The 25,728-nt window shown below is 66.6% G+C and carries 17 protein-coding genes; 14 read left to right on the forward strand and 3 right to left on the reverse strand.

Going from position 1 to position 25,728, the window contains the following annotated elements; translation table 11 throughout:
• Positions 1-278 precede the first annotated feature (278 nt).
• The 10 genes from BLO63_RS11360 (at position 279) to BLO63_RS11405 (ending at position 13,948) form a co-directional block, all read left to right on the forward strand.
• Entirely contained in the window at positions 279-1,001 is a 723-nt protein-coding gene (locus tag BLO63_RS11360) for a lysophospholipid acyltransferase family protein (RefSeq protein ID WP_091440467.1), read from the forward strand.
• Positions 998-2,266: an NAD(P)/FAD-dependent oxidoreductase gene (locus BLO63_RS11365; RefSeq protein ID WP_091440468.1), complete on the forward strand. Its 1,269-nt coding sequence runs from the start codon at positions 998-1,000 to the stop codon at positions 2,264-2,266. The genes BLO63_RS11360 and BLO63_RS11365 overlap by 4 nt, the downstream gene beginning before the upstream one ends.
• A gap of 137 nt (positions 2,267-2,403) precedes the next feature.
• Positions 2,404-3,315, forward strand: coding sequence for a LysR family transcriptional regulator (locus tag BLO63_RS11370; protein WP_091440470.1), 912 nt, complete (start codon positions 2,404-2,406; stop codon positions 3,313-3,315).
• Between the two features lie 517 nt (positions 3,316-3,832).
• Positions 3,833-5,002: an ABC transporter substrate-binding protein gene (locus BLO63_RS11375; RefSeq protein WP_091440471.1), complete on the forward strand. Its 1,170-nt coding sequence runs from the start codon at positions 3,833-3,835 to the stop codon at positions 5,000-5,002.
• 270 nt (positions 5,003-5,272) lie between these two features.
• Positions 5,273-6,313, forward strand: coding sequence for an ABC transporter ATP-binding protein (locus tag BLO63_RS11380; RefSeq protein WP_091440473.1), 1,041 nt, complete (start codon positions 5,273-5,275; stop codon positions 6,311-6,313).
• The gene (locus BLO63_RS11385; RefSeq protein WP_091440475.1) at positions 6,310-7,257 is read left to right on the forward strand and encodes an ABC transporter permease; all 948 of its coding nucleotides are present in this window, start codon (positions 6,310-6,312) and stop codon (positions 7,255-7,257) included. Before BLO63_RS11380 ends, BLO63_RS11385 begins: the two co-directional genes overlap by 4 nt.
• A 39-nt stretch (positions 7,258-7,296) precedes the next feature.
• Positions 7,297-8,097, forward strand: coding sequence for an ABC transporter permease (locus tag BLO63_RS11390; protein ID WP_091440484.1), 801 nt, complete (start codon positions 7,297-7,299; stop codon positions 8,095-8,097).
• Between the two features lie 10 nt (positions 8,098-8,107).
• Complete coding sequence (locus BLO63_RS11395) at positions 8,108-9,559, forward strand: gamma-aminobutyraldehyde dehydrogenase (protein ID WP_091440487.1); 1,452 nt, start codon at positions 8,108-8,110, stop codon at positions 9,557-9,559.
• Between the two features lie 201 nt (positions 9,560-9,760).
• Positions 9,761-10,864 (forward strand): efflux RND transporter periplasmic adaptor subunit, encoded by a 1,104-nt coding sequence (locus BLO63_RS11400; protein ID WP_244517828.1) that lies wholly within the window; start codon positions 9,761-9,763, stop codon positions 10,862-10,864.
• 9 nt (positions 10,865-10,873) lie between these two features.
• Positions 10,874-13,948 (forward strand): efflux RND transporter permease subunit, encoded by a 3,075-nt coding sequence (locus tag BLO63_RS11405; RefSeq protein ID WP_091440492.1) that lies wholly within the window; start codon positions 10,874-10,876, stop codon positions 13,946-13,948.
• 300 nt (positions 13,949-14,248) lie between these two features.
• On the opposite strand, the gene BLO63_RS11410 is transcribed toward BLO63_RS11405, so the two are convergent.
• Both BLO63_RS11410 and BLO63_RS11415 read right to left on the reverse strand, forming a co-directional pair.
• Positions 14,249-16,228, reverse strand: a complete 1,980-nt coding sequence (locus tag BLO63_RS11410; protein ID WP_091440501.1) for a MacB family efflux pump subunit — start codon at positions 16,226-16,228, stop codon at positions 14,249-14,251.
• A gap of 2 nt (positions 16,229-16,230) precedes the next feature.
• A complete protein-coding gene (locus BLO63_RS11415; protein ID WP_091440503.1) occupies positions 16,231-17,451 on the reverse strand; it encodes an efflux RND transporter periplasmic adaptor subunit in 1,221 nt (406 codons plus the stop codon).
• A 319-nt stretch (positions 17,452-17,770) separates the two neighbouring features.
• On the opposite strand from BLO63_RS11415, the gene BLO63_RS11420 reads away from it, so the two are divergent.
• Together BLO63_RS11420 and BLO63_RS11425 are read left to right on the forward strand one after the other, a co-directional pair.
• Positions 17,771-18,997 (forward strand): YadA-like family protein, encoded by a 1,227-nt coding sequence (locus BLO63_RS11420; RefSeq protein ID WP_244517829.1) that lies wholly within the window; start codon positions 17,771-17,773, stop codon positions 18,995-18,997.
• 5 nt (positions 18,998-19,002) lie between these two features.
• Positions 19,003-19,629, forward strand: coding sequence for a hypothetical protein (locus tag BLO63_RS11425; protein WP_091440505.1), 627 nt, complete (start codon positions 19,003-19,005; stop codon positions 19,627-19,629).
• A gap of 136 nt (positions 19,630-19,765) precedes the next feature.
• On the opposite strand, the gene bcsN is transcribed toward BLO63_RS11425, so the two are convergent.
• A complete protein-coding gene (gene bcsN, locus BLO63_RS11430; protein ID WP_244517830.1) occupies positions 19,766-20,689 on the reverse strand; it encodes a cellulose biosynthesis protein BcsN in 924 nt (307 codons plus the stop codon).
• Positions 20,690-20,892: 203 nt separating this feature from the next.
• Here bcsN and bcsA point away from each other — a divergent pair, with 203 nt between their 5' ends.
• Positions 20,893-23,088 carry a UDP-forming cellulose synthase catalytic subunit gene (bcsA, locus tag BLO63_RS11435; protein WP_091440507.1) on the forward strand — a complete coding sequence of 732 codons (2,196 nt, stop codon included), beginning with the start codon at positions 20,893-20,895 and terminating at the stop codon, positions 23,086-23,088.
• On the forward strand, positions 23,085-25,706 hold the full coding sequence (locus BLO63_RS11440; protein ID WP_244517831.1) for a cellulose biosynthesis cyclic di-GMP-binding regulatory protein BcsB: 2,622 nt from the start codon (positions 23,085-23,087) through the stop codon (positions 25,704-25,706). Before bcsA ends, BLO63_RS11440 begins: the two co-directional genes overlap by 4 nt.
• Positions 25,707-25,728 lie beyond the last annotated feature (22 nt).

Consider the following 25,728-nt stretch of genomic DNA (forward strand, 5'->3'; position numbering starts at 1 on the left):
TGAGGGGGCTTGCGCTGCGCAGCCTCCCGGTCGCCCTGGGCCCCGGATCAGCGCCACGCGGGGCGTGGCGTGTCTGGGGAACAGCCCCCTCATCACCCTCGCGCCCTCATGGCCGGGCGTGACCCGGCCACCCAGACTGGAACCGGGCGCGGGCGGCAGGGCTGGGTCCCCGGGTCAGGCCCGGGGATGAGGGGCCTGCGGCGCACACCCTGCCGGCACCCCTCCCGCCGGCCGGCTCGATCTGCTAGACGTTCCAGCCCCGTTCGAGACCCCCGCCCATGGCCCGCCTGCGCTCCTCGTTCTTCCTCGTCCTGCTGGTGGTGTGGACAGCGCTGCTCGCCGTGACCATTCCCTATTTCGCGCTGCGCGACCGGCCGCCGCTGACCCGCCGCTTCTCGCGCTTCTGGGCCGGCGGGGTGATGGTGATCCTGCGCCTGGTCGGGCTTTCCTACCGCACCATCGGCGAGGACAACCGCCCGCCCGAGCCGGCGCTCTATGTCGGCAACCACCAGTCCGCCTTCGAGACCATCGCCGCCGCCTTGCTGATTCCCGATGTCGCCATCGTGCTGAAGGAAGAGCTGTACCGCATCCCGGTGTTCGGCTGGTTCCTCAAGCGCTCGCCGATGATCGCCATCGACCGCGCCGGCGGCGCTTCCTCGGTGAAGAAGATGTTCCGCGAGGGGCGCGAGGCCAGCGAGGCAGGGCGCAATCTGCTGATCTTCCCGGAAGGCACCCGCCGGGCGGTGGATGAACGCGCCGAATTCCATCGCGGCGTGCTGCTGCTCTACAAGGCGCTGGACCTGCCGGTCGTGCCGGTCGTCAACAATGCCGGCCTGTTCTGGCCGGCGCGCAGCTTTGCCATCCGGCCGGGCACCATCACCGTCTCCTACCTGCCGTCCATCCCGCCCGGCCTGCCGGACAAGGAGTTCATGGCCCGGCTCACCGAGGCGATCTATGCGGAACGCGACCGGCTGGTCGCGCAGGAAGGGAGGGCTTCATGAGCGAGGTGGGCACACGCGAGGCGGGCATCGTCATTGTCGGCGCCGGGCAGGGCGGCTTCCAGGCCGCCGCCTCGCTGCGCGATGCCGGCTATGCCGGCCGGCTGGTGCTGGTCGGCGACGAGCCGGGCCTGCCTTATCAGCGCCCGCCGCTGTCCAAGGCCTATATGAAAGGCGAGGCCGGCATCGAGCAGATCGAACTGCGCGCCGGCGCCTTCTATGCCGATCACCGCATCGAGCTGGTCAACGCCCGCGCCACCGCCATCGACCGGCCCGGCCAGCGCCTCGTGCTGGAGGACGGCACCGCGCTCCCTTACGCCCATCTCATCCTCGCCACCGGCGCCCGCAACCGGCCGCTCCCGGTGCCCGGCCATGACCTTGCCGGCGTGTTCTATCTGCGCACCCTGGCCGATGCCGACGCGCTGAAGGGCAAGCTCGCCGTCGCCCGCCGCGTGGTGGTGATCGGCGCCGGCTTCATCGGGCTGGAATTCGCCGCCGTCGCCCGCGCGCTCGGCCATGAGGTGACGGTGCTGGAAGGCGCCGGCCGCGTGCTCTCCCGCGCCGTCTCGCCCGAAATGTCGGCGTTTTTCGCTGACGCCCACGCCGCCATGGGCACCACGCTCGTGCTCGGCGCCGGCGTCATCGGGCTGCGCGGCGAGGGCGGCCATGTCACCGGCGTCGAGACCGGCGACGGCACGGTGCACCCGGCCGATTTCGTGCTGGTCGGCATCGGCGTGGTGCCGAATGTGGAACTGGCGGCTGAGGCCGGGCTGGACGTGGCGAACGGCATCGTCGTCGACGCGCATCTGGCCACCAGCGACCCCGCCATATCGGCACTGGGCGACGCGGTGGCCTATCCCAGCCGCTTCGCGGCAAAAGACGGCACCGCCCATGTGCGGCTGGAATCGGTGCAGAATGCCGCCGACCAGGCCCGCAGCCTCGCCCATCGGCTCACCGGCAAGGTGTCCCCGACGGGGGAGCCCGCCCCCTTCGACGCCGTGCCGTGGTTCTGGAGCGATCAGGCCGACCTCAAGCTGCAAATGGTCGGCCTCGCGGCCGCCACCGACAGCGCGGTGCTGCGCGGCGACCCCGCCTCGCGTCGCTTCTCGGTGTTCCGCTTCCGCGACGGGGTGCTCACCGCCATTGAGAGCGTCAACCGCCCCGCCGACCACATGCTCGGCCGCCGCCTGCTCGCCGGCACGCCGACGCTCACCCCTGAACAGGCGGGGGATGAGGGGTTCGAGCTGAAGAGCCTGCTGGCGAAATAGCGCGCGGGGGGCGAGGGGGCTGGGCGATGTCGGCCTGTTCGCTCTCATCGGCCTGATCGTCCACCTCATCGGCCCGGCTAGGCGGCGGTAAAACGGGGGTCTACACTCGCCGGGGACCTCTCCCCCCGGAACTTCCGATGGCTTTTTCGCTGCGCCAGCTTCAATATCTCGTCGCGGTGGCGGAGAACGGTTCCGTCTCCTCAGCAGCGCACACGCTGTCGATCTCGCAATCGACCGTGACCGAAGCCCTGCGCGAGCTGGAGCTGGACCTCGGCGTCACGCTGCTGGAGCGCCATGCGCGCGGCGTCGACCTCACCCTCAAGGGCCATCATTTCCTGCGTCACGCGCGAAAGATTCTCGGCGATGTCGCCGATGCGCGCCGGGCGCTGGCGGGGCCGGAAATGGCGGCGCTCACCGGCCGCCTGGCGGTAGGGGTGACGCCGCTGGTGGCCGGCTACATCTATTCCGACCTCATCGCCCGCTTCCACCGTGCCTTCCCCGGCGTGGCGGTGGAGGCGGTGGAGGACGCGGCCGATTATCTCGAACATCTGCTGGTCGGCGGCGAGCTGGATGTCGCGGTCATGGTGCTGCCGCCCGGCCGGCAATCGGCGGCGCTGCAGACGCAGGCCGTTGAGATTTCGCCCTATCGTGTGTGGCTGCCGCTCGGCCATCCAGCGCTGGTGGAGGAGCGGGTGAGCCTGCGCGATCTCGCTGAGGAGCCGCATGTGCTTCTCACCATTGATGAAATCGCCGAGGCGTCGGAAATCGTCTGGCGCCGGCTGGGTATCCGCCCGCCGGTGGCGTTCCGCACCCGCTCGGTGGAGGCGGTGCGCTCGCTGGTGGCCACTGGGGCGGGGGTGGCGGTGCTGCCGGACCTCACCTATCGGCCCTGGTCGCTGGAAGGCGACAAGATCGAGGCCCGCACGCTGATCGACAATGTGCCGGCGGTGGAAGTCGCGACCGCCTGGCGGCGCGGCTCCCCACTCTCGCCCGCCGCCACCGGCTTCGTCTCCATCGCCGCCACGCGGCATGGCGGGCGCGGGCGGTAGCGGGGCCTTGTTTGCCGCGCCCGTCCAGCGTTCCCCGGGCAAGCCTGCGGCCCCATTCGCAGATGCGTTCCCCGGACAAGCCGCGCGGACGCGGCGCCGATCCGGGGCCCAGGGGGGGCGGGCGCGGGCTCGGGCCGGGCGTGGGCGGTCGGCTTCTCGCTGCCGCCGCTCAGCATCGCTGAAGAGTCTTCCGCTGGGTCCCGGCTCCGCGCTCCGGCTGCGCCTCCGCTTGGCCGGGACGCGCGGGGAGGGTGCGCGCATCAGAGCCCCTTATCCTCCGCGCCGCCCTCATCCCCGGGCTTGACCCGGGGACCCAGCCTTGCGCGATGCCCGCGCTCCCCCCGGGTGGCACTTCAAGCCCGGCCATGAGGGCAGTAGAGGGGAATATCTGCCCATTTCCTGCTCATCGGTTTTTCCGATGGCTGCCTTCTGATCTTTGGTGTGGCGCCCCGCCCGACGCAGCGTCACACTCACCCCAAAGGGCCGCCTGCGCCCGCAGAACAGAGGGAAACAGACCATGCCGCGCCTCTCGCCTTATCTGCATCTGCCGGCGCTCGCCGCCAGCGCTTCTCTCGCCTTAAGCCCTGTTTTTGCTGCGGAAATGACATCGGTCGGCAAGGGCGAAGGCCAGGTCGATATCGTCGCCTGGGCCGGCTATATCGAGCGCGGCGACACCGACAAGGCGTTTGACTGGGTCACGGAATTCGAGACCAAGACCGGCTGCAAGGTCAATGTGAAGACCGCCGGCACTTCCGATGAGATGGTCGCGCTGATGAATGAGGGCGGCTTCGACCTCGTCACCGCCTCCGGCGACGCCTCGCTCCGCCTCATCGCCGGCAAGAAGGTCGCCCCCATCAACACCAAGCTGATTCCGAGCTGGGGCACGGTGGACCCGCGCCTGCAGGACGCGCCCTGGCACACGGTGAACGGCGTGCATTACGGCACGCCCTATCAGTGGGGCTCCAACGTGTTGATGTACAACACGGAAGCGTTCAAGGGCGAAGCGCCCAAGAGCTGGAACGTGGTGTTCGAGGAGCAGACCCTGCCGGACGGCAAGTCCAATAAGGGCCGTATCCAGGCCTTTGACGGCCCGATCTACATCGCCGATGCCGCGCTCTATTTGATGACCCATAAGCCGGAACTGGGCATCAAGGACCCCTATGAGCTGACCGAGGCGCAGTACAAGGCGGCGCTCGACCTGCTGCGCCAGCAGCGCAAGATCGTGCAGCGCTACTGGCACGACGCGATGATCCAGATCGACGATTTCACCAATGAGGGCGTCGTCGCGTCCTCCTCCTGGCCGTTCCAGGTCAACCTGCTGAAAAGCCAGAACAAGCCGATCGCCTCCACCATCCCGAGCGAGGGGGCGACCGGCTGGGCCGATACCACCATGATGCACGCCGACGCGGCTCATCCCAACTGCGCCTATATGTGGATGGAGCACTCGCTGAGCCCCAAGGTGCAGGGCGACCTCGCCGCCTGGTTCGGCTCGGTGCCCGCCGTCCCCGCCGCCTGCAAGGGCAATGAGCTGCTGGGCGCGGAAGGCTGCACGACCAATGGCATGGAGGAATTCGAGCGCATCCATTTCTGGCGCACGCCGGTCGCCAAATGCGCCACCCAGGCCGAAGGCTGCGTGCCCTATTACCGCTGGGTGTCGGACTACATTGCCGTCCTCGGCGGGCGGTGACGCGCCGCGTCACACAACGCAATCCTGAGGTGCCCGGGCGAAAGCCCGGGCGTTGAGGGATGCTGAAGCGGAAGGGGATTTGAGCCGCCTGCGGCGGCACTCTCCGCTGGGTCCCGGATCGGCGCTCCGCCTGCGGCGCCGCTTGTCCGGGACACGAAATCTGGCTTCCCGGACAAGCCGCGCGACGCGCGGCGCCGATCCGGGGCCCAGCGCACGAGTCGCGCAGCGTCCTCTCGCTCTGATTTCTGACCGCCTTCCCGGAATTTCTTCATGCACGCTCACGCCGCCCCGCTCGTCCTGCCAGCTGTCCGTTTTGCCGGTGTCGTCAGGCATTTCGGCGCGGTGCGGGCGGTGGATGGCGTCGACCTTGCCATCGCGCCGGGCGAGTTCTTCGCCATGCTGGGCCCGTCCGGCTCGGGCAAGACCACCTGCCTGCGCCTGATCGCCGGCTTCGAGCAGCCCGATGACGGCCATATCGAGATCTTCGGCGAGACGGTGGAAGGCCTGCCGCCCTATCGGCGGGCGGTGAACACCGTGTTCCAGGACTATGCGCTGTTTCCGCATCTCTCGGTCGGCGAGAATGTCGCCTATGGGCTGCGGGTGCGCGGTATCGGCCGGGCCGATCGCGACCGGATGGCCCGCGAGGCGCTGGCCATGGTCAAGCTGTCGGGCATGGAAACCCGCCGCCCGGCGCAGCTCTCCGGCGGCCAGCGCCAGCGCGTGGCGCTCGCCCGCGCCCTGGTGGTGCGGCCGAAAGTGCTGCTGCTCGACGAGCCGCTGGGCGCGCTCGACCTCAAGCTACGCGAGGAAATGCAGAGCGAACTGAAGGGCTTGCAGCGGGCGCTCGGCCTCACCTTCGTCTTCGTCACCCATGACCAGAGCGAGGCGCTGTCCATGGCCGACCGCGTCGCCGTGTTCAATGAGGGGCGGATCGTGCAGGTCGGGCCGCCGGAAGAAGTCTATGAGCGGCCGGCCACGCGCTTCGTCGCCCGCTTTGTCGGCTCGGCCAATGTGCTGGAGGCGCGTGAGGCGCTGGCGCTGGGCGCGCCGGCCCGGCCTTCCAGCCTGCGGCCGGAGAAGATTGTGCTCCTCGCCCCCGGCGCGCCGGTGCCGGAAGGCGCGGCGCTGGTGGAGGCGCGCGTCACCGACGTGTCCTATCAGGGCCCGGTGCGCCGCGTCAGCGCGGTCACGGGCGAGGGGCTGGCGCTCACGGCCGCCGTTCCCGCAACGGCTTCAGGCGTGATGGCGGGTGCCACCGTCCGGCTCGCCGTGCCCGCAGGGGCGGTGCGGCCGATGGGGGGCGAGCAATGAGCCTCGCGACCCTCGATCTGCCCGCCCCGCGCGAGGGCCTGCTGCGCCGGCTTTCCGACGTGCTGGTGCGCCGCGCCCGGCTGCTGACGCTGCTTCTGCTGCTGCCGCCGCTGCTGTGGCTGGGGCTTGTCTATCTCGGCAGCCTGTTCGTCTTCCTCGGGCAATCGGTTTTTTCGATAGACGAGTTTTCCGGCACCATCGTCCGCGAGCCGACCACCGCCACGCTGCTCGAACTCTTCCGCCCCGCCAATCTGGACATTCTGCTGCGAACCATCGGAATTGCCGGGGGCGTCACCCTGCTGTGCGCGATCATCGCGTTCCCCATCGCCTATTATGCCGCCCGCTATGCCGGGCCGAAGGTGAAGGCGGCGTTCTATCTCGCCGTCATGATGCCGCTGTGGTCGAGCTATCTGGTCAAGGTCTATGGCTGGAAGCTGCTGCTGGCCAAGGAAGGGGCCATCGGCTGGTTCGCCGGCAAGCTGGGCCTCGGCGGCGCGCTGGAGGCGTGGCTGGCGCTGCCGCTGGTCGGCGGGCCCTCGCTTTCGGTCAGCTATACCGGCATGGTGCTGACCTTCACCTATCTCTGGCTGCCCTTCATGATCCTCCCCGTCCAGGCGGCGCTGGAACGGGTGCCGCCGCATCTCATTGAGGCGGCGGGCGATCTCGGCGCCGCGCCGGGCCTCGTCTTCCGCACCGTGATCCTGCCGCTCGCCATGCCGGGCGTGGTGGCGGGGTCGATCTTCACCTTCTCGCTGACGCTGGGCGACTACATCGTGCCGCAGATCATCGGCACCTCGGCGCTGGTGCTGGGGCAGGCAGTGTACACGCTGCAGGGCACGGCCGGGAACATCCCGCTGGCGGCGGCTTTCTCGCTGGTGCCGATCCTGGTCATGGCCGTGTTCCTCACCCTCGCCAAGCGCACGGGAGCGTTCGATGCGCTGTGAGGTCGGGCGTATCGGTAATCTCGATGGGAGCGCCACACCATGACTCGCGCCCCGCTCTCGCTCAAGATCGCCGCCCTTGCCGGGCTGGCCTTCCTGCACATCCCGCTGCTGTTCATCCTGCTCTATTGCTTCACCACGGAAGAGAAGAGCTACGCCTTCCCTCCGCCCGGCTTCACGCTGAAATGGTTCGGCGTGGTGTGGGGGCGGGCCGATATCTGGGCGGCTGTCGGGCTGTCGCTGAAGGTGGCGAGCATCGCCACGCTGCTGGCGCTGGTGCTCGGCACGCTGGCGGCCGGAGCGTTGGCGCGGGCGCGGTTCTTCGGCCGCGAGCCGATCTCGCTGCTGTTCGTGCTGCCCATCGCACTGCCGGGCATCGTCACCGGCATCGCGCTGCGCCAGGCCTTCGGGCTGATGGAGATCCCGTTCTCCGTCTGGACCATCGTGCTCGGCCACGCCACCTTCTGCATCGTCGTCGTCTACAACAATGCCGTGGCGCGCCTGCGCCGGCTCTCGCCCTCGCTGATCGAGGCGTCGATGGATCTGGGCGCCGATGCCTTCCAGACCTTCCGCCTCGTGGTGCTGCCGAACATCGGCACCGCGCTGCTGGCCGGCGGCATGCTCGCCTTCGCGCTCAGCTTCGACGAGGTGATCGTCACCACCTTCACCGCCGGCCAGCAATCGACTTTGCCGATATGGATGCTGTCCGAACTCATCCGCCCGCGGCAGCGCCCCGTCACCAATGTGGTCGCCGTGCTCGTGATCCTCGTGACTTTCCTGCCCATCCTCGCCGCCTACTACCTCACCCGCCATGGCGAGGCGGTGGCCGGCTCGGGAAAATAGGAGACGCCCCATGACTGCCTTGTCCGATACCGAAATGCTGATCGGCTCCGCCTTCGTCGCCGGCACGGAGACGACGGAGACGGTGCTGAACCCGAAGACCGAGGAGACGCTGATCGAACTGCCCGAGGCGTCCCCGGACCAGATCGACGCGGCGGTGAACGCCGCCGACAAGGCATTTCGCACCTGGTCGCGCACCACGCCGGCCGAGCGCTCCTACATGTTGCTCAAGCTGGCGGACCGCATCGAGGCCGAGGCGGAAGCCTTCGCAACCCTTGAGGCGCTGAACTGCGGCAAGCCCCGCCATGCGGTGCTGAACGACGAGATTCCCGGCGTGGTCGACTGCTTCCGCTTCTTCGCCGGCGCCGCGCGGACCCAGCACGGCATGGTGGCGGGCGAGTATCTGGCCGGCCACACCTCGATGATCCGGCGCGACCCGATCGGCGTCGTCGCCTCCATCGCGCCGTGGAACTACCCGCTGATGATGGCGGCGTGGAAGCTGGCCCCGGCGCTGGCCGGTGGCAATACGGTGGTCATCAAGCCTTCCGAGCAGACGCCGCTTTCCCTGCTGAAGCTCGCCCGGATCATCGCCGATATTTTCCCGGAGGGCGTGGTCAACGTCGTCGTCGGGCGCGGCGAGAGCGTCGGCAATGCGCTGATCAATCATCCCAAGGTCGCGATGGTCTCGCTCACCGGCGACATCGCGACCGGCAAGAAGGTGCTGACCGCCGCCGCCAAGACGGTGAAGCGCACCCATCTGGAACTGGGCGGCAAGGCGCCGGTCATCGTGTTCGACGATGCCGATATCGACGCCGTGGTCGAAGGGGTAAAGGTGTTTGGTTACTACAATGCCGGGCAGGACTGCACCGCTGCCTGCCGCATCTATGCCGGCTCCAAGATCTATGAAAAACTGGTGGCGGATCTCGCCTCGGCGGTGTCGGGGCTGAAATTCGGCCAGGTCGATGACAGCGAGAACGACATCGGCCCGCTGATTTCCGCCCGCCAGCGCGCCCGCGTCGCGTCCTTCGTCGAGCGGGCTTCCGAGCTCAATCACATCGAGATCGCGACCGGCGGCAAGGTTGCCGGTGGCGCCGGTTCCGGCAAGGGGTTCTTCTACGAGCCGACCGTGGTGGCCGGGGCCCTGCAATCCGACGAGATCGTTCGCCGGGAGGTGTTCGGTCCCGTGGTGTCCGTCACGCGCTTCAGCGATATCGACGAGGCCGTGGGCTGGGCCAATGACAGCGACTACGGCCTCGCTTCCTCGGTATGGACGCAGGATATCGGGCGCGGCATGGCCACCGCTTCGCGCCTGCAATATGGCTGCACCTGGGTGAACTGCCATTTCATGCTGGTGAGCGAGATGCCCCATGGCGGGTTGAAGCAGTCCGGCTATGGCAAGGATCTCAGTGCCTATGCGCTGGAGGACTATACCGTCGTGCGCCATGTCATGGTGAAGAACGCCTGATCTGACCGAGTTTCGCTCGAAATGGCGCGGCGGGCAGCCGGGTAGTCGGCACCTTCCGCAAGTTGGAGTATGATGTTCCGGCAGGCGCGTGAAAGTGATCGTCGCGGCGTCGTGTGACACATAAGTGAGTTGGAACTCTTCCTCTAATCTGTTGTGTCGCAGCATGAAATTGCGTGCTTACCGACACAGTCCGATGGGGGCATGATGCGACGTGGAACCGGCTTGCTGCTGACGATCGCCGTGCTTGCGGGAGCTGGCTGGCTTGCCCATGACCAGGGCTGGGTCGAGACGCAAGCGCTGTTCGGCGGGCGCAGCCAGGCGAACGCGGCGGCCCAACCCGCCACACCCCGCGCGGTTCCTGTCGAGGTGGCGCCGGCGCGTGCCGCGTCGGTGACCACCGACATCTCGTCCATCGGCTCGCTGCAGTCCGACGAATCGGTGAAGGTGGCACCGGAGGTTTCCGGGCGCATCCAGGAAATCCGTTTTCAGGAAGGCCAGCACGTGAAGGCCGGCGACGTGCTGGTGCAGCTCGATGCGGCGCTGGTGAAGGCCTCGCTCGACGAGACAGAGGCCCGCCTCGCGCTGGCCGAAGCCAATTACGACCGCGCCCAGCGGCTGCAGAAGACCGGGTCGGGCACGGCCCGCGCCCTGGACGAGGCGCAGGCGGAACTGAACACGGCGCGCGCTTTGCTGAATTCCCAGCGGGTTCAGATCGCCAAGCACACCATCACCGCCCCGTTTGACGGGGTGGTCGGCCTGCGCACGGTCTCGAACGGCGCCTACATCGCGGTGGGCACCGAACTGGTCAATCTCGAGAAGATCGACACGCTGAAGTTGGACTTCAAAGTGCCGGAAACCCAGCTCTCCAGCATTGCCGAGAACCAGAGCGTGACGATCACGCTCGACGCGCTGCCGGGCCGGAGCTTCTCCGGCACGATCTACGCCATCGATCCCATGGTCGACATCAATGGCCGTTCGCTGAGCGTTCGCGCGCGGCTCGACAACAAGAACCTTGAACTGCGCCCAGGCCTGTTCGCGCGCGTGGTGGTGCAGGGCAGCCAGCCGCGCGATGCCGTGTTCGTGCCGGAAAGCGCCATCGTGCCTCGCGGTCAGGAGCGTCTGGTCTGGCAGATCGTCGACGGAAAGGCGCAGCAGCTGAAAGTCGAACTCGGCCAGCGCGCCAATGGCGAGGTCGAGGTCAAGGGCGTTTCGGCCGGGGCTTCCATCGTCGTCGCCGGCCAGGGGCGCCTGCAGGCCGGTTCCGTGGTGGAGGTGGTGCCGCCGCCGCCCGCGCCGCAGGGCTGAGGCCGCGCCATGGGCATTTCCGAACTCTGCGTCCGCCGCCCCGTCTTCGCGACCGTGCTGAGCCTGCTGCTGATCCTTATCGGCATTGTCTCCTACGACCGGCTTTCGGTGCGTGAATACCCGAATATTGACGAGCCGACCGTATCCGTCGTCACCAGCTATCCCGGCGCCTCGGCGAGCATCGTCGAGAGCCAGGTGACTCAGGTGCTGGAAGGCTCCATTGCCGGCATCGAAGGCATCGACGTGCTGGAATCCACCAGCCGTTCGGAATCGAGCCGCATCACGGTGCGTTTCCGCCTGGAGATCGACCCCGACGTCGCCGCCAGCGATGTGCGCGACCGGGTGAGCCGGGTGCGCCAGCGCCTGCCGGACGAGATCGACGAGCCGGTGATCTCCAAGGTCGAGGCCGACGCCCAGCCGGTGCTGTTCGTCGTCTTCCGTTCCGACCGCATGTCGGGGCTCGAACTGTCCGACTATATCGACCGCTATGTCGTCGACCGCTTCAAGAACATCAGCGGCGTCTCCGATGTGCAGATCTATGGCGAGCGGCGCTATGCCATGCGCGTCTGGGTCGACCGCGAGCGGCTCGCCGCCTACGCCCTCACGGTCCAGGACGTGGAGGACGCGCTCAGCGCCCAGAATGTCGAGATTCCCTCCGGTCGCATCGAAAGCGTCGACCGCGAATTCACCGTGCTCTCGCGCACCGGGCTGACGACGGTCGACCAGTTCAACCAGATCGTGGTCAAGCGGGCCGAGGGCGCGCAGGTGCACCTCAGCGACGTCGCGCGCGTCGAGCTCGGCGCGGCGGACGAGCGCCGGGCCAGCCGCTTCAACGGCGGCGCGGCGATCTTCATCGGTGTGATCAAGCAGGCGGTGGCCAACCCGCTCGATGTCTCCGCCGGCGCGCGCGCCGTCCTGCCGCAGGTCAATGAGAGCCTGCCCGAGGGCATGACCGCCACCATCGGCAACGACAACGCGGTGTTCATCGACCGCTCGATCGAAGCGGTGTTCCACACCATCTTCGAGGCGGTGATCCTGGTCGTGCTGGTGATCGTGGTGTTCCTGCGCTCGTTCCGGGCATCGATTATTCCGATAGTCACGATCCCGATCTCACTGGTCACCACCTTCGCCATCATGTACGCGCTGGGTTTCAGCGTTAACACGTTGACACTTCTGGCGTTTGTGCTCGCGATCGGCCTCGTGGTCGACGATGCCATCGTCGTTCTGGAGAACATCTTCCGCCATATCGAGCACGGCATGAAGCCGATCCCTGCCGCCATCAAGGGTGCGCGCGAGATCGGCTTCGCCGTCATCGCCATGACGATGACGCTGGCTGCCGTCTATGCGCCTGTCGCCTTCGCGCCCGGGCGCACCGGCCGGCTTTTCCTCGAATTCGCGCTGACGCTCGCCGGCGCCGTCATCATCTCGGGATTTGTCGCGCTGACGCTGACGCCGATGATGTGCTCGCGCCTGCTCAAGCACGAGGCAAAGCCGGGCCGGGTCTCGGCCTTCATCGAGGGACGGCTGCGGTCCATGGAGAGCGGCTATCGCCGCCTGCTCGGAACGGCCCTGAAGATACGGCCCCTCATCCTGCTGCTGGCGCTGATGGTCGCGGGCGCCAGCGCCTTCTTCCTCACGGCGCTGCCATCCGAACTGGCCCCGGTGGAAGACCGTGGGGTGATCCGCGTCTCCGGCAGTGCGCCGGAGGGTTCCACCCTTGCCTACACGTCGCGCTACACCAACCAGATCGACCAGATCGTCTCGAAGGAGCCGGAGGTCGGCAGCGTCCTCATCATCAACGGCTTTCCCGAAGTGCACCGCTTCCTGGTGATCGGCCGGCTGAAGGACTGGGACGAGCGCGACGTGCGCCAGCAGGAACTCGTGGCCAAGCTGACGCCGGAACTCAGGCGCATCGCCGGCATCAATGCCTACGCCAACAACCCGCCCTCGCTCGGCGCGTCCAATAATTCGCGCCCCATCGAGTTCGTCATCCAGACATCGAGCACCTATGAGCAGCTCGACGAGTATGTGAACCGCTTCCTGGAACGCATCCGCGACTATCCCGGCCTTGTCAGCATCGACAGCGACCTCAAGCTCAACAAGCCGGAGATTTCCATTGCGGTGGATCGCGCCAAGGCGGCGGATCTCGGCATCGACATTGCGGTTCTGGGGCGCACGCTGGAAAGCCTGCTCGGCGGGCGGCAGGTGACGCGCTTTGAGGTGGGGGGCGAGCAATACGATGTCTACGTCCAGCTCGACGCCAGCGACCGTTCCTCGCCAGCGACGCTGGACACCATCTATCTGCGCTCGGCGGGCGGGGAAATGGTTCAGCTCTCCAACCTCGTCACCGTGCGCGAGAGCGTGGCACCGCAGGAATTGAAGCGCTTCAACCAGCTGCGCGCCGCCACCATATCAGGCAATCTGGCGCCGGGCTTCTCTCAGGGCGAGGCGCTTGATTTTCTCGACCAGACCGCCCGCGAGGTGCTGCCGCAAACTGTGCAGACCGATGTCGCCGGCCAGAGCCGTGAATTCCGCGCCGCCGGCCAGAGCCTGGTGGTGGTGTTCCTGCTCGCCCTGGGGTTCATCTATCTCGTGCTCGCGGCGCAGTTCGAGAGCTTCCGCGATCCGGTCATCATCATGCTGACCGTTCCCCTGTCGATGACCGGGGCCCTGGCGGCGCTCTATTTCACCGGCGGATCGCTCAACGTTTATTCGCAGATCGGACTGGTGACGCTGGTCGGCCTGATCACCAAGCACGGAATCCTGATCGTCGAGTTCGCCAATCAGCAGCAGGACGCGGGTCTTGATCGCCGGGCCTCGGTGATCGAGGCTGCCGTGCTGCGCCTGCGGCCCATTCTGATGACCACGGGCGCCATGGTGCTGGGAGCCGTCCCGCTGGCGCTGGCGAGCGGTGCCGGTGCCGAGAGTCGGGCGCAGATCGGCTGGGTCATTGTCGGCGGAATGACCCTGGGGACGCTGCTCACCCTGTTCGTGGTCCCGGTGGTCTATTCACTCATCGGGCGCGTTCACCACACGCCCCATGCCGAGGTCGCTCCTGGCGTCGTCCACACCCCGGCCGAATAAATGGCGAACGGGGCGAAGGCGGGACGGGGCTAGCCCGATAGTCCTTCGTGGCTGATGGGCGGTGCGCGGGAGGCCTATTTGATGGCCCAGAAGTGCAAGCATTCCTCACACAACTCACCCGCGTCACAATAGGGGCATTCGATCTCGTAAGCATCGAACAGCCAGTGCCAAAGGCTCATGACGAATTTTAGCATTGATGCTTTTCACCGCGATGACGAATTGTTGAGTGTACATTCGCGGTGCAATGGGTTCGGAGTGTGGTCGAATTATTTCACGACTATACGATATTGTTTCTGAAAATTACTGTCGAGAATTGGTCAATGCTGTGACCGGATCAAGGCGAGCCGCGCTGCGTGCTGGTAGATAGCCGAACGCCACGCCGATGAAGCTGGAACAGGCGAGGGCGAGCAGGATCGACCCACTGGAATAGACGAGGGTAAAGGTCGAGCCGGCGAGGGCGAAAGCGGCTCCGAAGGCCAGAGCCAGCCCCACCCCGGTTGCCCCGCCCAGCAGGCAGACCATCACCGCCTCGGTCAGGAACTGCTGGAGAATGTCGGACGGTCGGGCGCCGACCGCCATCCGCACGCCGATTTCGCCCACGCGCTCGGACACCGACACCAGCATGATGTTCATCACCCCAATGCCCCCGACCACCAATGAGATGACGGCGATCGCGGCGATCAGTAGCGTCATGGTCTGGGTGGTGCTGGTAATCGTACGGCGGATGTCGTCGGTGTTGAGGATGAAGAAGTCCTTGGCGCCATGGCGCTGGGTGAGAAACTGCGTCACCGCCTGCGCCGCATAGGCGCTATCAACGTCATCCTTGATCTTGAGGGTGATGGAGCGTAGCGCGGTCGTGCCGAGAATGCGGGTCTGCACGGTGGTATAGGGCAGGTAGAGCGAGAGGTTCTGGCTGGATCCGAACCCACCCTGCTGGGGCTGTATGACGCCGACCACGCGCGCCGGCACCGTGCCGATCAGGACCACGGCTCCGATAGGTTCGACGCCCGCCGCATCGAACAGCGCCTTGCGGGTATTCTCGTCGATGACGACGTCCAGCGCCCGGGAGGCGACACTGGTCGCGTCGAAGAAGCGGCCGCGCGCCAGCTTGGTGCCCTTGGCGGCGAAATAGCTTTCGCTCACCCCGTTCACCAGCGCGTTCGCCTCCTTGGCGCCGAGGCGCACCGTGCTCTGGGTGGAAACGGTAGGGGTTGCGGCGGCGACATAGGGTTGGCGGGCGAGCTGGTCGGCGTCGGCGGCCACCAGCGTGGTGATCCGCCCCGAGCGCGTGTCGCCAAAGTCCTTGCCGGCGAAAATCTCGATCGTGTTGGTGCCAAGAGCGCTGATATTGGCGAGTACCCGCTGCCGCGAGCCTTCCCCCAGCGCCACCACGCACACCACTGAGGCGACGCCGATTACGATCCCGAGCATGGTGAGGCCGGTGCGCAGCCGATGTGCGTTCATCGACATCAGCGCCATGCGGAACGCCTCGCGGAACGGGTCGAGCCTTTGACGCCAGCGGGGCGGGACCATTGCCGGCGTCTCGGATGACACCGGCGGTGGCACCCGCGCCGGCCCGGTGAGGCGGTCATCGACGATCCGCCCGTCGTCGATTTCGATGATGCGCCGGGCGCGCGCCGCCACATTCATGTCATGGGTGACGATGACTACGGTGCGGCCTTCGGCGTTGAGCTCGTCGAGGATCTTCAGCACCTCTTCTCCGCTCTGGCGGTCGAGCGCGCCGGTCGGTTCGTCGGCCAGGATCACCTCGGCGTCGTTCATCAGCGCGCGGGCGATGGAGACGCGCTGCTGTTGCCCGCCGGAAAGCTGGCCGGGGCGGTGCGCCAGTCGCGAGGCCATGCCGAGCCGGCCGAGCAGCGCGGCCGCGCGGGTCCGGCGCACGCTTGGCGCCAGGCCGGCATAGATGGCGGGCATTTCGACATTGCCGAGCGCGCTCAGTTCCGGAAGCAAATTGTAGCGCTGGAACACAAAGCCGAAATGCGCCCGCCGAAGGCCTGCCAGTTCATCCGCCGAGAGCTGCGCGACATCGCGGCCGGCGACTCGGTAGCGTCCGCTGCTCGGTCGGTCGAGGCAGCCGAGTATGTTCATCAGCGTCGATTTGCCGGACCCCGAGGCGCCGACGATGGCCACCATTTCGCCGGCCATGATCGAGAGGTCGAGGCCCCGAAGCACGGTGACCGTTTCTTCGCCGGAGATGTAGGTGCGCGTCACCCCCTCCAGCGCGATGAGCGGCGCCGCGCCGGTGTCTGCCTCGTGCATGTTCAGAACCCCATGGGCGGCGGGCCGGGCATGCCGGACGTGGAGGGCGTGACATTCGCCGTGTCGCCCGTCACCACCCGCTCGCCCTCCGACAGGCCGGCGCGAATTTCGGCAACCGTCTTGTCGTTGAGACCGATCTCGACCCAGCGCGTCTCGACCTTGCCGTCGCCACCTAGGACCCGCACCTCGTAGCGCCCGTCGGCGCCGCGCGCGCCGAGCGCCATGGCGGGCATGGTGAGAGCGTCGGCGACATGGCCGACGACGATGTGCACCTCGGCCGTCATATAGGTTCGCAGCCGCCCCTCCGGGTTCGGCACGTTGAGGATGCCGTTATAGTAGATCGCCGAACTGCTGCTGCTCGACGCGCTCGACGCGGAAGAGGTGGCCGTGCTGGAGGAGAAGCTGTCGTCGCTCTTGATCGATTCCGGCGCCGGTTCGATGAAGGCCAGCTGCGTCTCGTAGCGATGGGTAGTGTCGCCGACGATGGTGAAATAGGCACGCTGGCCGGGGGCGGTGCGCACCACATCGGCCTCGGAGATTTCGGCCCGCACCGTCATCGTGTCGAGCTGGCCGAGCACCATGATGGTGGGCGCGGACTGGGCCGCATTCACCGTCTGGCCCTGCTGGCTGACGATGGCGAGCACGGTGCCGTCGATGGGCGCGGTGATGCGGGTATAGCCAAGATTGGACTGGGCATTCTCGACCGCGACTTCGGCCTCGATGATCTGCGCCTTCAGCTGATCGATCTGCGCACGGGTGGCCTTCACATCGGCTTCGGCCGCCTCGAAATCGGCCTGCGACACGATCTTGCTCGTCACCATGGAGGTGCGGCGCTCCAGGATCAGCACGTCGCGCTGCAACAGCGCCTCCTTCTCGGCGCGTTGGGCGCGGACATTGTCGAGCGCCGCGCGGGCTGTGCGAAGGGCGTTCTCCTGCAGAACGGAATCGATCTCGGCGAGAAGATCGCCTGCCTTCACCTGCTCTCCCAGCGCGACCGCGACGCGGGTGATGCGACCGGAGGCCTGCGCACCGACGGCCACCAGCGTGATAGGCTTCAGCGTGCCGGTGGCCAGCACGGCTTCTTCCACCTCGCCGCGCGCCAAACTTGCTGTCACCAGCGTCGAAGTGGGATCGGTGGCCCATTGGCTGCGTGTGGCATAGACGCCTGCCAGCAGGATGAGAAACGCCACCAGCAGGAGCGGCGCGAGAAGCCTGCCCTTCACTTTTCCTCACTCGGTTCAACCTGTCGCCGGCCCGGCGAGCCGGGTCGACCTAGCGCGCGCCGATTGCCCCACTGTTTCCCGCGCGGTTTCGAAGAGAGGCGTTTTGTGTCCCGCAATGGCCAGCGGCGGGCGCAGCAACATTCGTTCATCCAGGCCGCTGCCGCGCGCGACCAGGCGCCGGTTCGCGCTGTGTCGCCTCCGCCACAGTCGGGTCTGATGCGAAGCCCCGAGACAAAGTTAACGCCGCGTTAACCATGCTACCCCGATCCTGCCGCCGGTGCGCTGCGGGTGCGCCGGACGGCGGATTCGAGAACGTTTGATGCGACGGCGCCTTTTCACGACATGCGGATCGGCAATTTTCGCCCTGTGGGCGGGCCATGTCTCCTGGCCGGCTGCTGCAGAAGACATCAGCTGCCAGCTCACGGCCACGGCTTTGCAATGCGGCGGCGCGGCGAGCGGTGCCGCTTCCACCGCCATCGGCGATGACGCGCAAGCGACCCAGGCCGGCACCACCGCGGTTGGTCAGGGCTCACGCGCCTTCTCTGACAATGCCAGCGCTTTCGGTCAGCTCGCCGTGGCCAATGGCGTTTCCTCCACCGCCATCGGCTGGAGCGCCACGGCCAATGGCGAGCAAGCCACCGCGACCGGACAGAGCGCCGTCGCCAATGCCGCCTACTCGTCGGCCTATGGCAGCGGCGCGAGTGCCAACGGCACCGCCTCGTCCGCCCTCGGCCAGGATGCGCTCGCCAATGGTACCAACGCCACAGCGGTGGGGCAGGGCGCGCGGGCCAACGCTTCTGCGACCACTGCCGTCGGCCAGGGGGCCGTCGCCAATGCGGCAAATGCCACCGCCCTCGGCACCGGCGCCACCGCCAATGGCGCCGGCTCGACCGCGCTCGGGCAAGGCGCCGTCGCCAATGCGGACAACGCTACCGCGCTCGGCTACGGCGCGACAGCCAATGGCTCGGGAGCCACCGCCCTCGGCCAGAACGCCGTCGCGGCAGGGACGGGCGCCGCTGCGCTCGGCCAGAATGCCAATGCGTCCGCGGCTCAGTCCAGCGCCATCGGCTACGGCGCCATCGCCGCCTATGAGGGATCGACCGCAATCGGCGCCGGGGCGACCACCAGCCGGGCGAACCAGATCGCGCTGGGAACCGCGAGTTCGACCTACACCATGTCCGGCTTGACCTCCGGCGCCAGCCGCGCCGCGCAGAGCGGGGCGGTGCAGATCGTCACCACCGACGCCGCCGGCAACCTCGCCAGCGCCAGCACGGCGGAGCTGTTCGATCTGCGCCCGGTCATGGCCGAGATCGACCGCGTCAGCGAGGGCGTCGCCATGGCGATGGCGATGGACACGCCGCCCCTGCCCAGCGGCAAGAACATGGCGCTGAGCGCCCAATGGGGAACGTTCGGCGGGCAGAACGCGCTCGCCCTTTCCAGCATCGCGCGGATTCACGAGGATTCCTTCTTCGTCACCGGCAGCATCGGCGTCGGGCTCAACGAAGGCACGGTCGGCGGCAAGGCCGGCGTGCTGTTTGCCTGGTGAGGCCGATGCGTCGCCGCCTCCACCTCACGGTTCTCATGGTCGCTCTGGCGGTGCTCGTGCCGGGACTCGCCCGGGCGCAGGAGAAGCCCGCCGATGCGGTCCCCCAGCCGGCGGTGCTGCTGGCTCTTCTGCGCGGCACGCTGATGGCGCTCAATCAGGCCAATATCACCGGTAATTACTCGGTCTTGCGCGACCTGGCGGCCCCCTCTTTCCGGGATGCCAATTCGAGTGCCGCCCTCGCCGATCGTTTTCGCGCCTGGCGCGAGGGCCGGCTCGATTTTGCCGCCGTGGTCCTGCTCGACGCCAAGCTCTCGGCCGCGCCGGCCATCGGACCGGATGGCGCGCTGCGCCTGCGCGGCCATTTCCCGACCGCGCCGCTGAGGATCGGTTTCGATGTCGCTTTTCTGCCGGTGGAGGGGCACTGGCGTCTCGGCGCCATCACCGCCGAACCGCTTGAGCCGGAAGCGACGGGGTCCGTTGCCCGCGCGGTGGAGGTGCCGGCCAAGCCGGTGGCGCCTGCACCTATCGCGACAGCCGCGACGGAGGCGCCCGCGACATTTACTCTGCCTGAGCTGCCCCCCGCCGCCAGCCTCGGCATCCCGCTTCCTCCCGGCGACCGCCCGCGTGGCTAGAGCATGCGCCGACCAGCTTGAACCGCAAGCGGATCGGATAACGCTATGTCCTAGCGTTTGAGAATGATCTACCGATCAGGCTGATCCACTCTGATCGGATAGCGACCGACCGTCGGCGCGGACAAAAGTCCGATCCTCACTGCGGTGCGGGCACGGTCGGGTAGCCTTCCAGCGGTGCGCTGGGCACGCTGGGCGCAGCTTCGGGAGCGGCCGACATGGTGCGTGGTGCACTCTCCGGAGCCCGTGCGGGTGCCGGCGGTGGTGCGCTTGCGCCGCCCGAGCCGAAGGCTTCGGCGGGATAGATTATCGGCCCGCCGATCCGGCCAAGCTCGGGCGAGGCTGGGAGTGGGCGACCATAAGGCTGCCAGCTGCGCGGCAGGAAATAGCCATTGATGGTGTAGCGGTACATGATCCGCAGGAGAGAGGCCTCGCTCGCCCCGCTCTGGCAGAAGCGCAGACGTACCGAGAGCACGCCGCGATCGCCGGTCATGACATTTACCCGGTCCTGCCCCTGGATACGCTGCCAAGCATAGAGGCACAGATCGCGCCCCTGTCCATGGCCCAGCGCGTAGCCGAATGGCCCATAGCGGTTCTGGACGAAATAGGTTGAGGGGCGCATGTCGACGCCCGTCAGCGCCCGCTCCATCTCCTCCGCCAGCGCGTCGTCGGCTAGAAATGTGTCGCTCTTGATGTTCTCGGGGCCGGTGCGGCCCTCCACCGGACCGAAGAAAGTGACGTGAAAAGCGTTCTGGCCGGGCGTCGCGGCGTCGGTGCCGAGCATCACCTCCTGCTGCAGCGCATTGGCAAAGCGCGTCTCTATGACGCCGATGACGCGCGGGCCGCCCGGCTCGGGCAGGATTAGCGCTTCAACGGCAGGCACCTCGATCGTCATGGTGGCGACCACAGGCGGTCCGCCGCGCGCCGTCACGCAACCTCCCGCCAGCAGCAGGCAGCCCATGGCGAGGACATGCCGGGGCAAGCTTTGCGCGCTTTTCTGCCCGGCAGGACCGCTCTGGCGGTGCACGGTGGTGCCGCCCGCGCCTGGGGTCGAGCGGGTCATGGCGGGCCTTTCAATCTCGCAAAACGAATCACGCATTTCGACAATCTAGCTCCCCGGAGCCGCGGCAGAAACGGTCAAAGATCGAGGAAGATGATCAGCGAAGTGATGATCTCGTGAAGTCTCACCTCGTCCGGCGACTTGCGACTAATCTCAGCGTCACGTAAGAGCCGCCGGCAAGGCGACTGCGGAGACCGGCCAAAATCATGAATAGGAAGTGGCTTACTGGTATTTGGGTAATGTTAATCGCTATGGTGGCGTTTATCATCACCTTGCCGGTTAACTTGCAGGCGCAGCTGGTTACCGGCTGCATTGTGATTCTACTAATTGTCTTTTTGAAAATGTTTGCGCCCGAAGGGGTTCCGCGCATGGTCGCGCTGGCTCTCGGTGTCGCAATGGTATCAAGGTATGTCTACTGGCGAACGACGTCAACCTTGCCGCCGATGGAGGAACTGGCCAATTTCATTCCCGCGATGCTGCTCTATTGCGCGGAGATGTACAGCGTCGCCTTGATGGCGCTCAGCCTTTTCGTCGTCTCGTCGCCGCAGCCGCCGCGCACCGCGCCGGTCATCGCGCCCGGACGCGAGCCGACGGTTGATATTTTCGTTCCCAGCTATAACGAGGATGCGGGTCTGCTCGCCACGACGCTGGCCGCCGCCTCGGCGATCGATTATCCCCGTGATCGGTTCACGGTATGGCTGCTCGACGATGGTGGCACCGACCAGAAATGCGAACAGCACGATCTCGCGGCGGCCCGCGAGGCGCAGATGCGGCGGGAGACCCTGACCGAGCTCTGTCGCGAATTGGGCGTGAACTACCTCACTCGTCCGCGTAACGAGCACGCCAAGGCCGGCAATCTCAACCACGGCCTCGCCCATTCGAGTGGCGAACTCATCGTCGTCTTCGATGCGGACCATGCGCCGGCGCGCCCGTTCCTGCGCGAGACCATCGGCTATTTCAACGAGGACCCGCGCCTGTTCCTCGTCCAGACGCCGCATTTCTTCATCAATCCCGATCCGGTGGAGCGCAGCCTCGACACCTGGCGGCGCATGCCGTCGGAGAACGAGATGTTCTATGGCGTCATCCAGCGCGGCCTCGACCGCTGGGGTGGCGCGTTCTTCTGCGGCTCGGCGGCGGTGCTGCGTCGCGAAGCGCTGAAGGAAACCGACGGCTTCGCCCATTCCTCCATCACCGAGGATTGCGAGACGGCGCTCACTTTGCATGCGCGCGGCTGGCACAGCGTCTATGTGGACACGCCGCTCATCGCCGGGCTGCAGCCGGAGACCTTCGCCAGTTTCATCGGCCAGCGCTCGCGCTGGGCGCAGGGCATGTACCAGATCCTGCGCTTTCACTTCCCGCTGTTCCGGTCGGGGCTGACCGTCGCGCAGCGCATCTGCTACATGTCCAGCATCCTGTTCTGGTTCTTTCCGATTTCGCGCGCCATCTTTCTCGTTTCCCCTTTCTTCTACCTGTTTTTCTCGTTGGAAATATTCAACGGTTCCGGTGCTGAATTCGTCGCCTATACCGCCGTCTACCTCCTGATAAATCTATTTATACAGAGCTATCTTTACGGGAAATATCGCTGGCCGTGGTTCTCTGAGCTCTACGAGTACATTCAGACGGTCTATCTCCTGCCAGCTCTTCTGTCCGTCATGATCAATCCGAAGAAGCCGACCTTCAAGGTGACATCGAAGGGTGAGACCATTGACGAGAACCGCATTTCGGAGATCGGTATTCCGTTCTTCGTCATCTTCGTGATTCAGATCGCCGCTGTGTTCGTGACCTTCTGGCGGATCGCGACGGAGCCCTATGCGGCCGACATCACCATCGTCGTCGGTATGTGGAACCTGCTCAACCTGATCATCTCGGGCTGCGCCTTGGGCGTCGTGTCGGAGAAGGCAGCCAAGCGACACAGCCAGCGCATGGCCATTACCCGGCGTTGCAGCTTGCTGATCGATGGCGTCGAGGTGCCGGCCATCATCGACGACGTCTCCATGGGCGGCGTGCGCGTGCGCACCGAGCTTCCCTCCGAGGCGACGGCGCGAGTGGGCATGCATGCCGTGGTTCGGATAACGCCTCCGGACGACTGCATCAGCGACACGCTGCCGGTGCTCGTGCGCAACGTCGCCCGCGACGATGGCGTGGTGGTGCTGGGGACCCAGTTCAACGCCAAGACCGCCGCTCACTATCAGCTGATCGCCGATCTCATTTTCGCCAATGCGGATGAGTGGAAGAAATTCCAGGCGGGGAGGCGGAAAAATCCGGGCGTGTTGCGCGGCACTGTGATGTTCGTGATGATGGCAGGCTTCCAGACCCTGCGCGGCCTTGCCTATGTCACGCAGCTCGAAAGACTGACCCGCCGCTTTGCACCCGGCCTTTTTGCAGGGGCGCATGGCCGATGAGCGCCCTTGCACGCTGCTTGCCTTGCGGCACTCTCCTCGCTGCGCTGCTTCTCTCGACGTTTGGCGCAACGGCACAGCCGGCTTTCAACATGGACGAAGGAAACGCGGCGCCTGGCGATGCTGTGATGTCACCTGCCTTGGATATGGGAAACGACGGCACGGGCGCGGGCGATCCCCGTTCCCCCGTTTTCGACATTCAGGGCCGAATGAAAAACGGGCCGGGAGATGCGACGGGCGCGCCCTTCACCATGACGGCCCCCGGTCCGGCCGGCGGGTCCGACGCGACATCGGCGCCGGGGGCGGCCGCTCCGGGTTATGTGGCGCCGTTCCAGATGCTGCCGGGCCAGCCTGTCACCACGGCTCCGGCCAAAGCGGAAGTGGCCGGGCCAATGGTGCCCGACCGATTCATCGTTCCTGGTCCCCGTCTCCGCCTTGAAGGGGAGTCGGTGTCGCGCAGCTGGATGACGTACTTTACCCAGCAGGAGGTGGAGCGCCCCGTCACTCTGCTGATCGGCTACGTCAACGCGATTTACGTCATGCCGGAACTGTCCCGGCTTCGCGTCACGATCAATGGCCAGTTCGTGACCGAAATAGCGATCACCTCGCCCCAGGGGCCGACACAGGTGAAGGCGGCGATCCCCGCCGGCGTCCTGCGTGCCGGGGGCAATCTCATCCGCCTCGACATGCAGGCGGTGCATCGCACCGATTGCTCGATCGAGTCGACCTATGATCTCTGGTTGGAACTCGACAATGCGCTGACCGGCGTGGCTTTCGCGGGCGGCCCCGCCGCGCCTCCCGCCATGGTCGACGATCTTCCCGCTGTCGGCGTCGATGTGCGTGGATCCACCCATATCCGCTTCATCCATGCGGGGGCTATCGAGCCCAATTACAGCGCCCAGGTTCTGCTGGCCGCCCAGGCGCTGGCGTTGCGCGGGCGCTTTTCCCACCCCGTCGTGTCGATCGTCGGGCCAGACCCCGGGCCCACACCCCCCGGGACACTGAACGTGGTTCTCGGCTCACCCGAGGATCTACGCAACGCGATGGCGTTCCCTCCTCCGATGGCGACCAATCAACCGCTGGTGCGTTTCGTCAACGATAGCCGGGCGGGCGGGACTGCCCTGGTGATAGGCGGGGAAACGGCGCGCACCGTCGATGCGGCTATCGACCGCCTGGCTTCCGGCAGCGGGCTTGCCAATGACGACAAGGTGATGATCTCCAGCCGCTTCGCGCCGGACGCCCATTTCTTCACTGGCGCAGGCAGCGTCCGCTTTTCGGAACTTGGCGTGACCACCCAGGAGTTTTCCGGCCGCCGGCTCCGGTTAGGCTTTCCCATCGCCCTGCCGGCCGATTTCTATGGCGCGGCGAATGGTCAGGCGCGCATCCTGCTCGACGCGGCCTACGCTCCCAGCGTGCGCCCGGGCAGCCAGCTTTCTGTTTACGTGAACGGTTCGCTCGCTTCCGCCTACATGCTTACCGAGCGCCATGGTGGGCTGATGGAGCGGAAGGTCATCAAGGTTCCGCTGACCCATTTCCGCGCCGGCATCAACAGGGTCTGGATCGAGGTGATGCTGGAGGTCGACGCCGACAAGATTTGCGGTCCCGGCGCCACGCTGGTGCGCCAGCAGCGCTTTGTGGTGTTCGATTCCAGCGAGTTCGTGATGGATGACTTCGCGCGTATCGGCACGAGCCCCAATCTCGCAGCGTTTGTCGGCCGGGGCTTCCCTTATTTCCACTCGGCCCAGCCTGTCGCCGTGGTCATGCGCCATGACGTCCCGACGGTTGCGGCGGCGGCGACGGTCATGGCTCGGCTTGCTCTCGCCCACGAGGGCACGACGTTGGTCGACACCGCCCCGTCGCCCGCGTCTCTGTCAAGTCGGCCCGTTCTCTTCATCGGAGACATCAATCACATCCCGCCCGACGTGCTGCGCCAGGTCGGAGTGGTCGATGCGAGCAAGATTCGCTGGCTCGCCGACCCCGCGAACGACCGAACGGGGCAGGGGACGACGCCCACCTGGGACAGCGCGATAGCCTCCACGCCAAATCCTGCTGCCATGTTGGATCAGGCCGTGCGCGTGCGCTCAGGTTCCGGCAATGAGGCCATCTACGACCGTTGGCGCGATGAAGTCGTCAGCGAAAGCTATGTCAGCGCCGAACTCCTGCATTTTCAGGAGTGGGTCAGCAGGACCTTCGGCATTTCGCTCGGTCTGCCTGGGGCCGGCGGCGGCGAGGAGCCGTTCACCCCGCCGCAGAACACGTCGGTACTGATGGCTCAGGGCTTCGCGCTCAACAGCAATGCGGTCTGGACGCTTATCGCCGGCCATACGGCTGAAAGTCTCGATGCCGCCGTCAACGAGTTCACGCTGCCGGAGTACTGGGTGAAGGTCTATGGTCAGGCTGCCGCGTTCGACGACGCGACCGGGCAGATGGAGATTCGAATGGCCACGGACCGGCGATTTGTCGTGACCCAGCCTCTCACCCCGTCCAATCTCAGGCTCATCGCGGCAAACTGGCTGTCGCTGAACATTGTCACCTACGCGCTGGTTCTCATCCTATGCTGCATTGCTTTTGCCATCGTCACCAGCCTTCTGCTCCGGCGCCGGGCGGGAGGTCGAGGCTAGGTAACCTCGCGAGTCTGGCAGC

This window comes from Ancylobacter rudongensis (assembly GCF_900100155.1).
GTDB lineage: Bacteria > Pseudomonadota > Alphaproteobacteria > Rhizobiales > Xanthobacteraceae > Ancylobacter > Ancylobacter rudongensis.

Excerpts from the sequence above, each read along its gene's own strand:
- BLO63_RS11370 (WP_091440470.1), top strand. The coding sequence starts at position 2,404 with ATGGCTTTTTCGCTGCGCCAGCTTCAATATCTCGTCGCGGTGGCGGAG.
- BLO63_RS11375 (WP_091440471.1), top strand. The coding sequence starts at position 3,833 with ATGCCGCGCCTCTCGCCTTATCTGCATCTGCCGGCGCTCGCCGCCAGC.
- BLO63_RS11425 (WP_091440505.1), top strand. The coding sequence starts at position 19,003 with ATGCGTCGCCGCCTCCACCTCACGGTTCTCATGGTCGCTCTGGCGGTG.
- BLO63_RS11380 (WP_091440473.1), top strand. The coding sequence starts at position 5,273 with ATGCACGCTCACGCCGCCCCGCTCGTCCTGCCAGCTGTCCGTTTTGCC.
- BLO63_RS11405 (WP_091440492.1), top strand. The coding sequence starts at position 10,874 with ATGGGCATTTCCGAACTCTGCGTCCGCCGCCCCGTCTTCGCGACCGTG.
- BLO63_RS11390 (WP_091440484.1), top strand. The coding sequence starts at position 7,297 with ATGACTCGCGCCCCGCTCTCGCTCAAGATCGCCGCCCTTGCCGGGCTG.
- BLO63_RS11440 (WP_244517831.1), top strand. The coding sequence starts at position 23,085 with ATGAGCGCCCTTGCACGCTGCTTGCCTTGCGGCACTCTCCTCGCTGCG.
- BLO63_RS11420 (WP_244517829.1), top strand. The coding sequence starts at position 17,771 with ATGCGACGGCGCCTTTTCACGACATGCGGATCGGCAATTTTCGCCCTG.
- BLO63_RS11395 (WP_091440487.1), top strand. The coding sequence starts at position 8,108 with ATGACTGCCTTGTCCGATACCGAAATGCTGATCGGCTCCGCCTTCGTC.
- BLO63_RS11360 (WP_091440467.1), top strand. The coding sequence starts at position 279 with ATGGCCCGCCTGCGCTCCTCGTTCTTCCTCGTCCTGCTGGTGGTGTGG.
- BLO63_RS11400 (WP_244517828.1), top strand. The coding sequence starts at position 9,761 with ATGATGCGACGTGGAACCGGCTTGCTGCTGACGATCGCCGTGCTTGCG.
- BLO63_RS11385 (WP_091440475.1), top strand. The coding sequence starts at position 6,310 with ATGAGCCTCGCGACCCTCGATCTGCCCGCCCCGCGCGAGGGCCTGCTG.
- bcsA (WP_091440507.1), top strand. The coding sequence starts at position 20,893 with ATGAATAGGAAGTGGCTTACTGGTATTTGGGTAATGTTAATCGCTATG.
- BLO63_RS11410 (WP_091440501.1), bottom strand. The coding sequence starts at position 16,228 with ATGCACGAGGCAGACACCGGCGCGGCGCCGCTCATCGCGCTGGAGGGG.
- bcsN (WP_244517830.1), bottom strand. The coding sequence starts at position 20,689 with ATGACCCGCTCGACCCCAGGCGCGGGCGGCACCACCGTGCACCGCCAG.
- BLO63_RS11365 (WP_091440468.1), top strand. The coding sequence starts at position 998 with ATGAGCGAGGTGGGCACACGCGAGGCGGGCATCGTCATTGTCGGCGCC.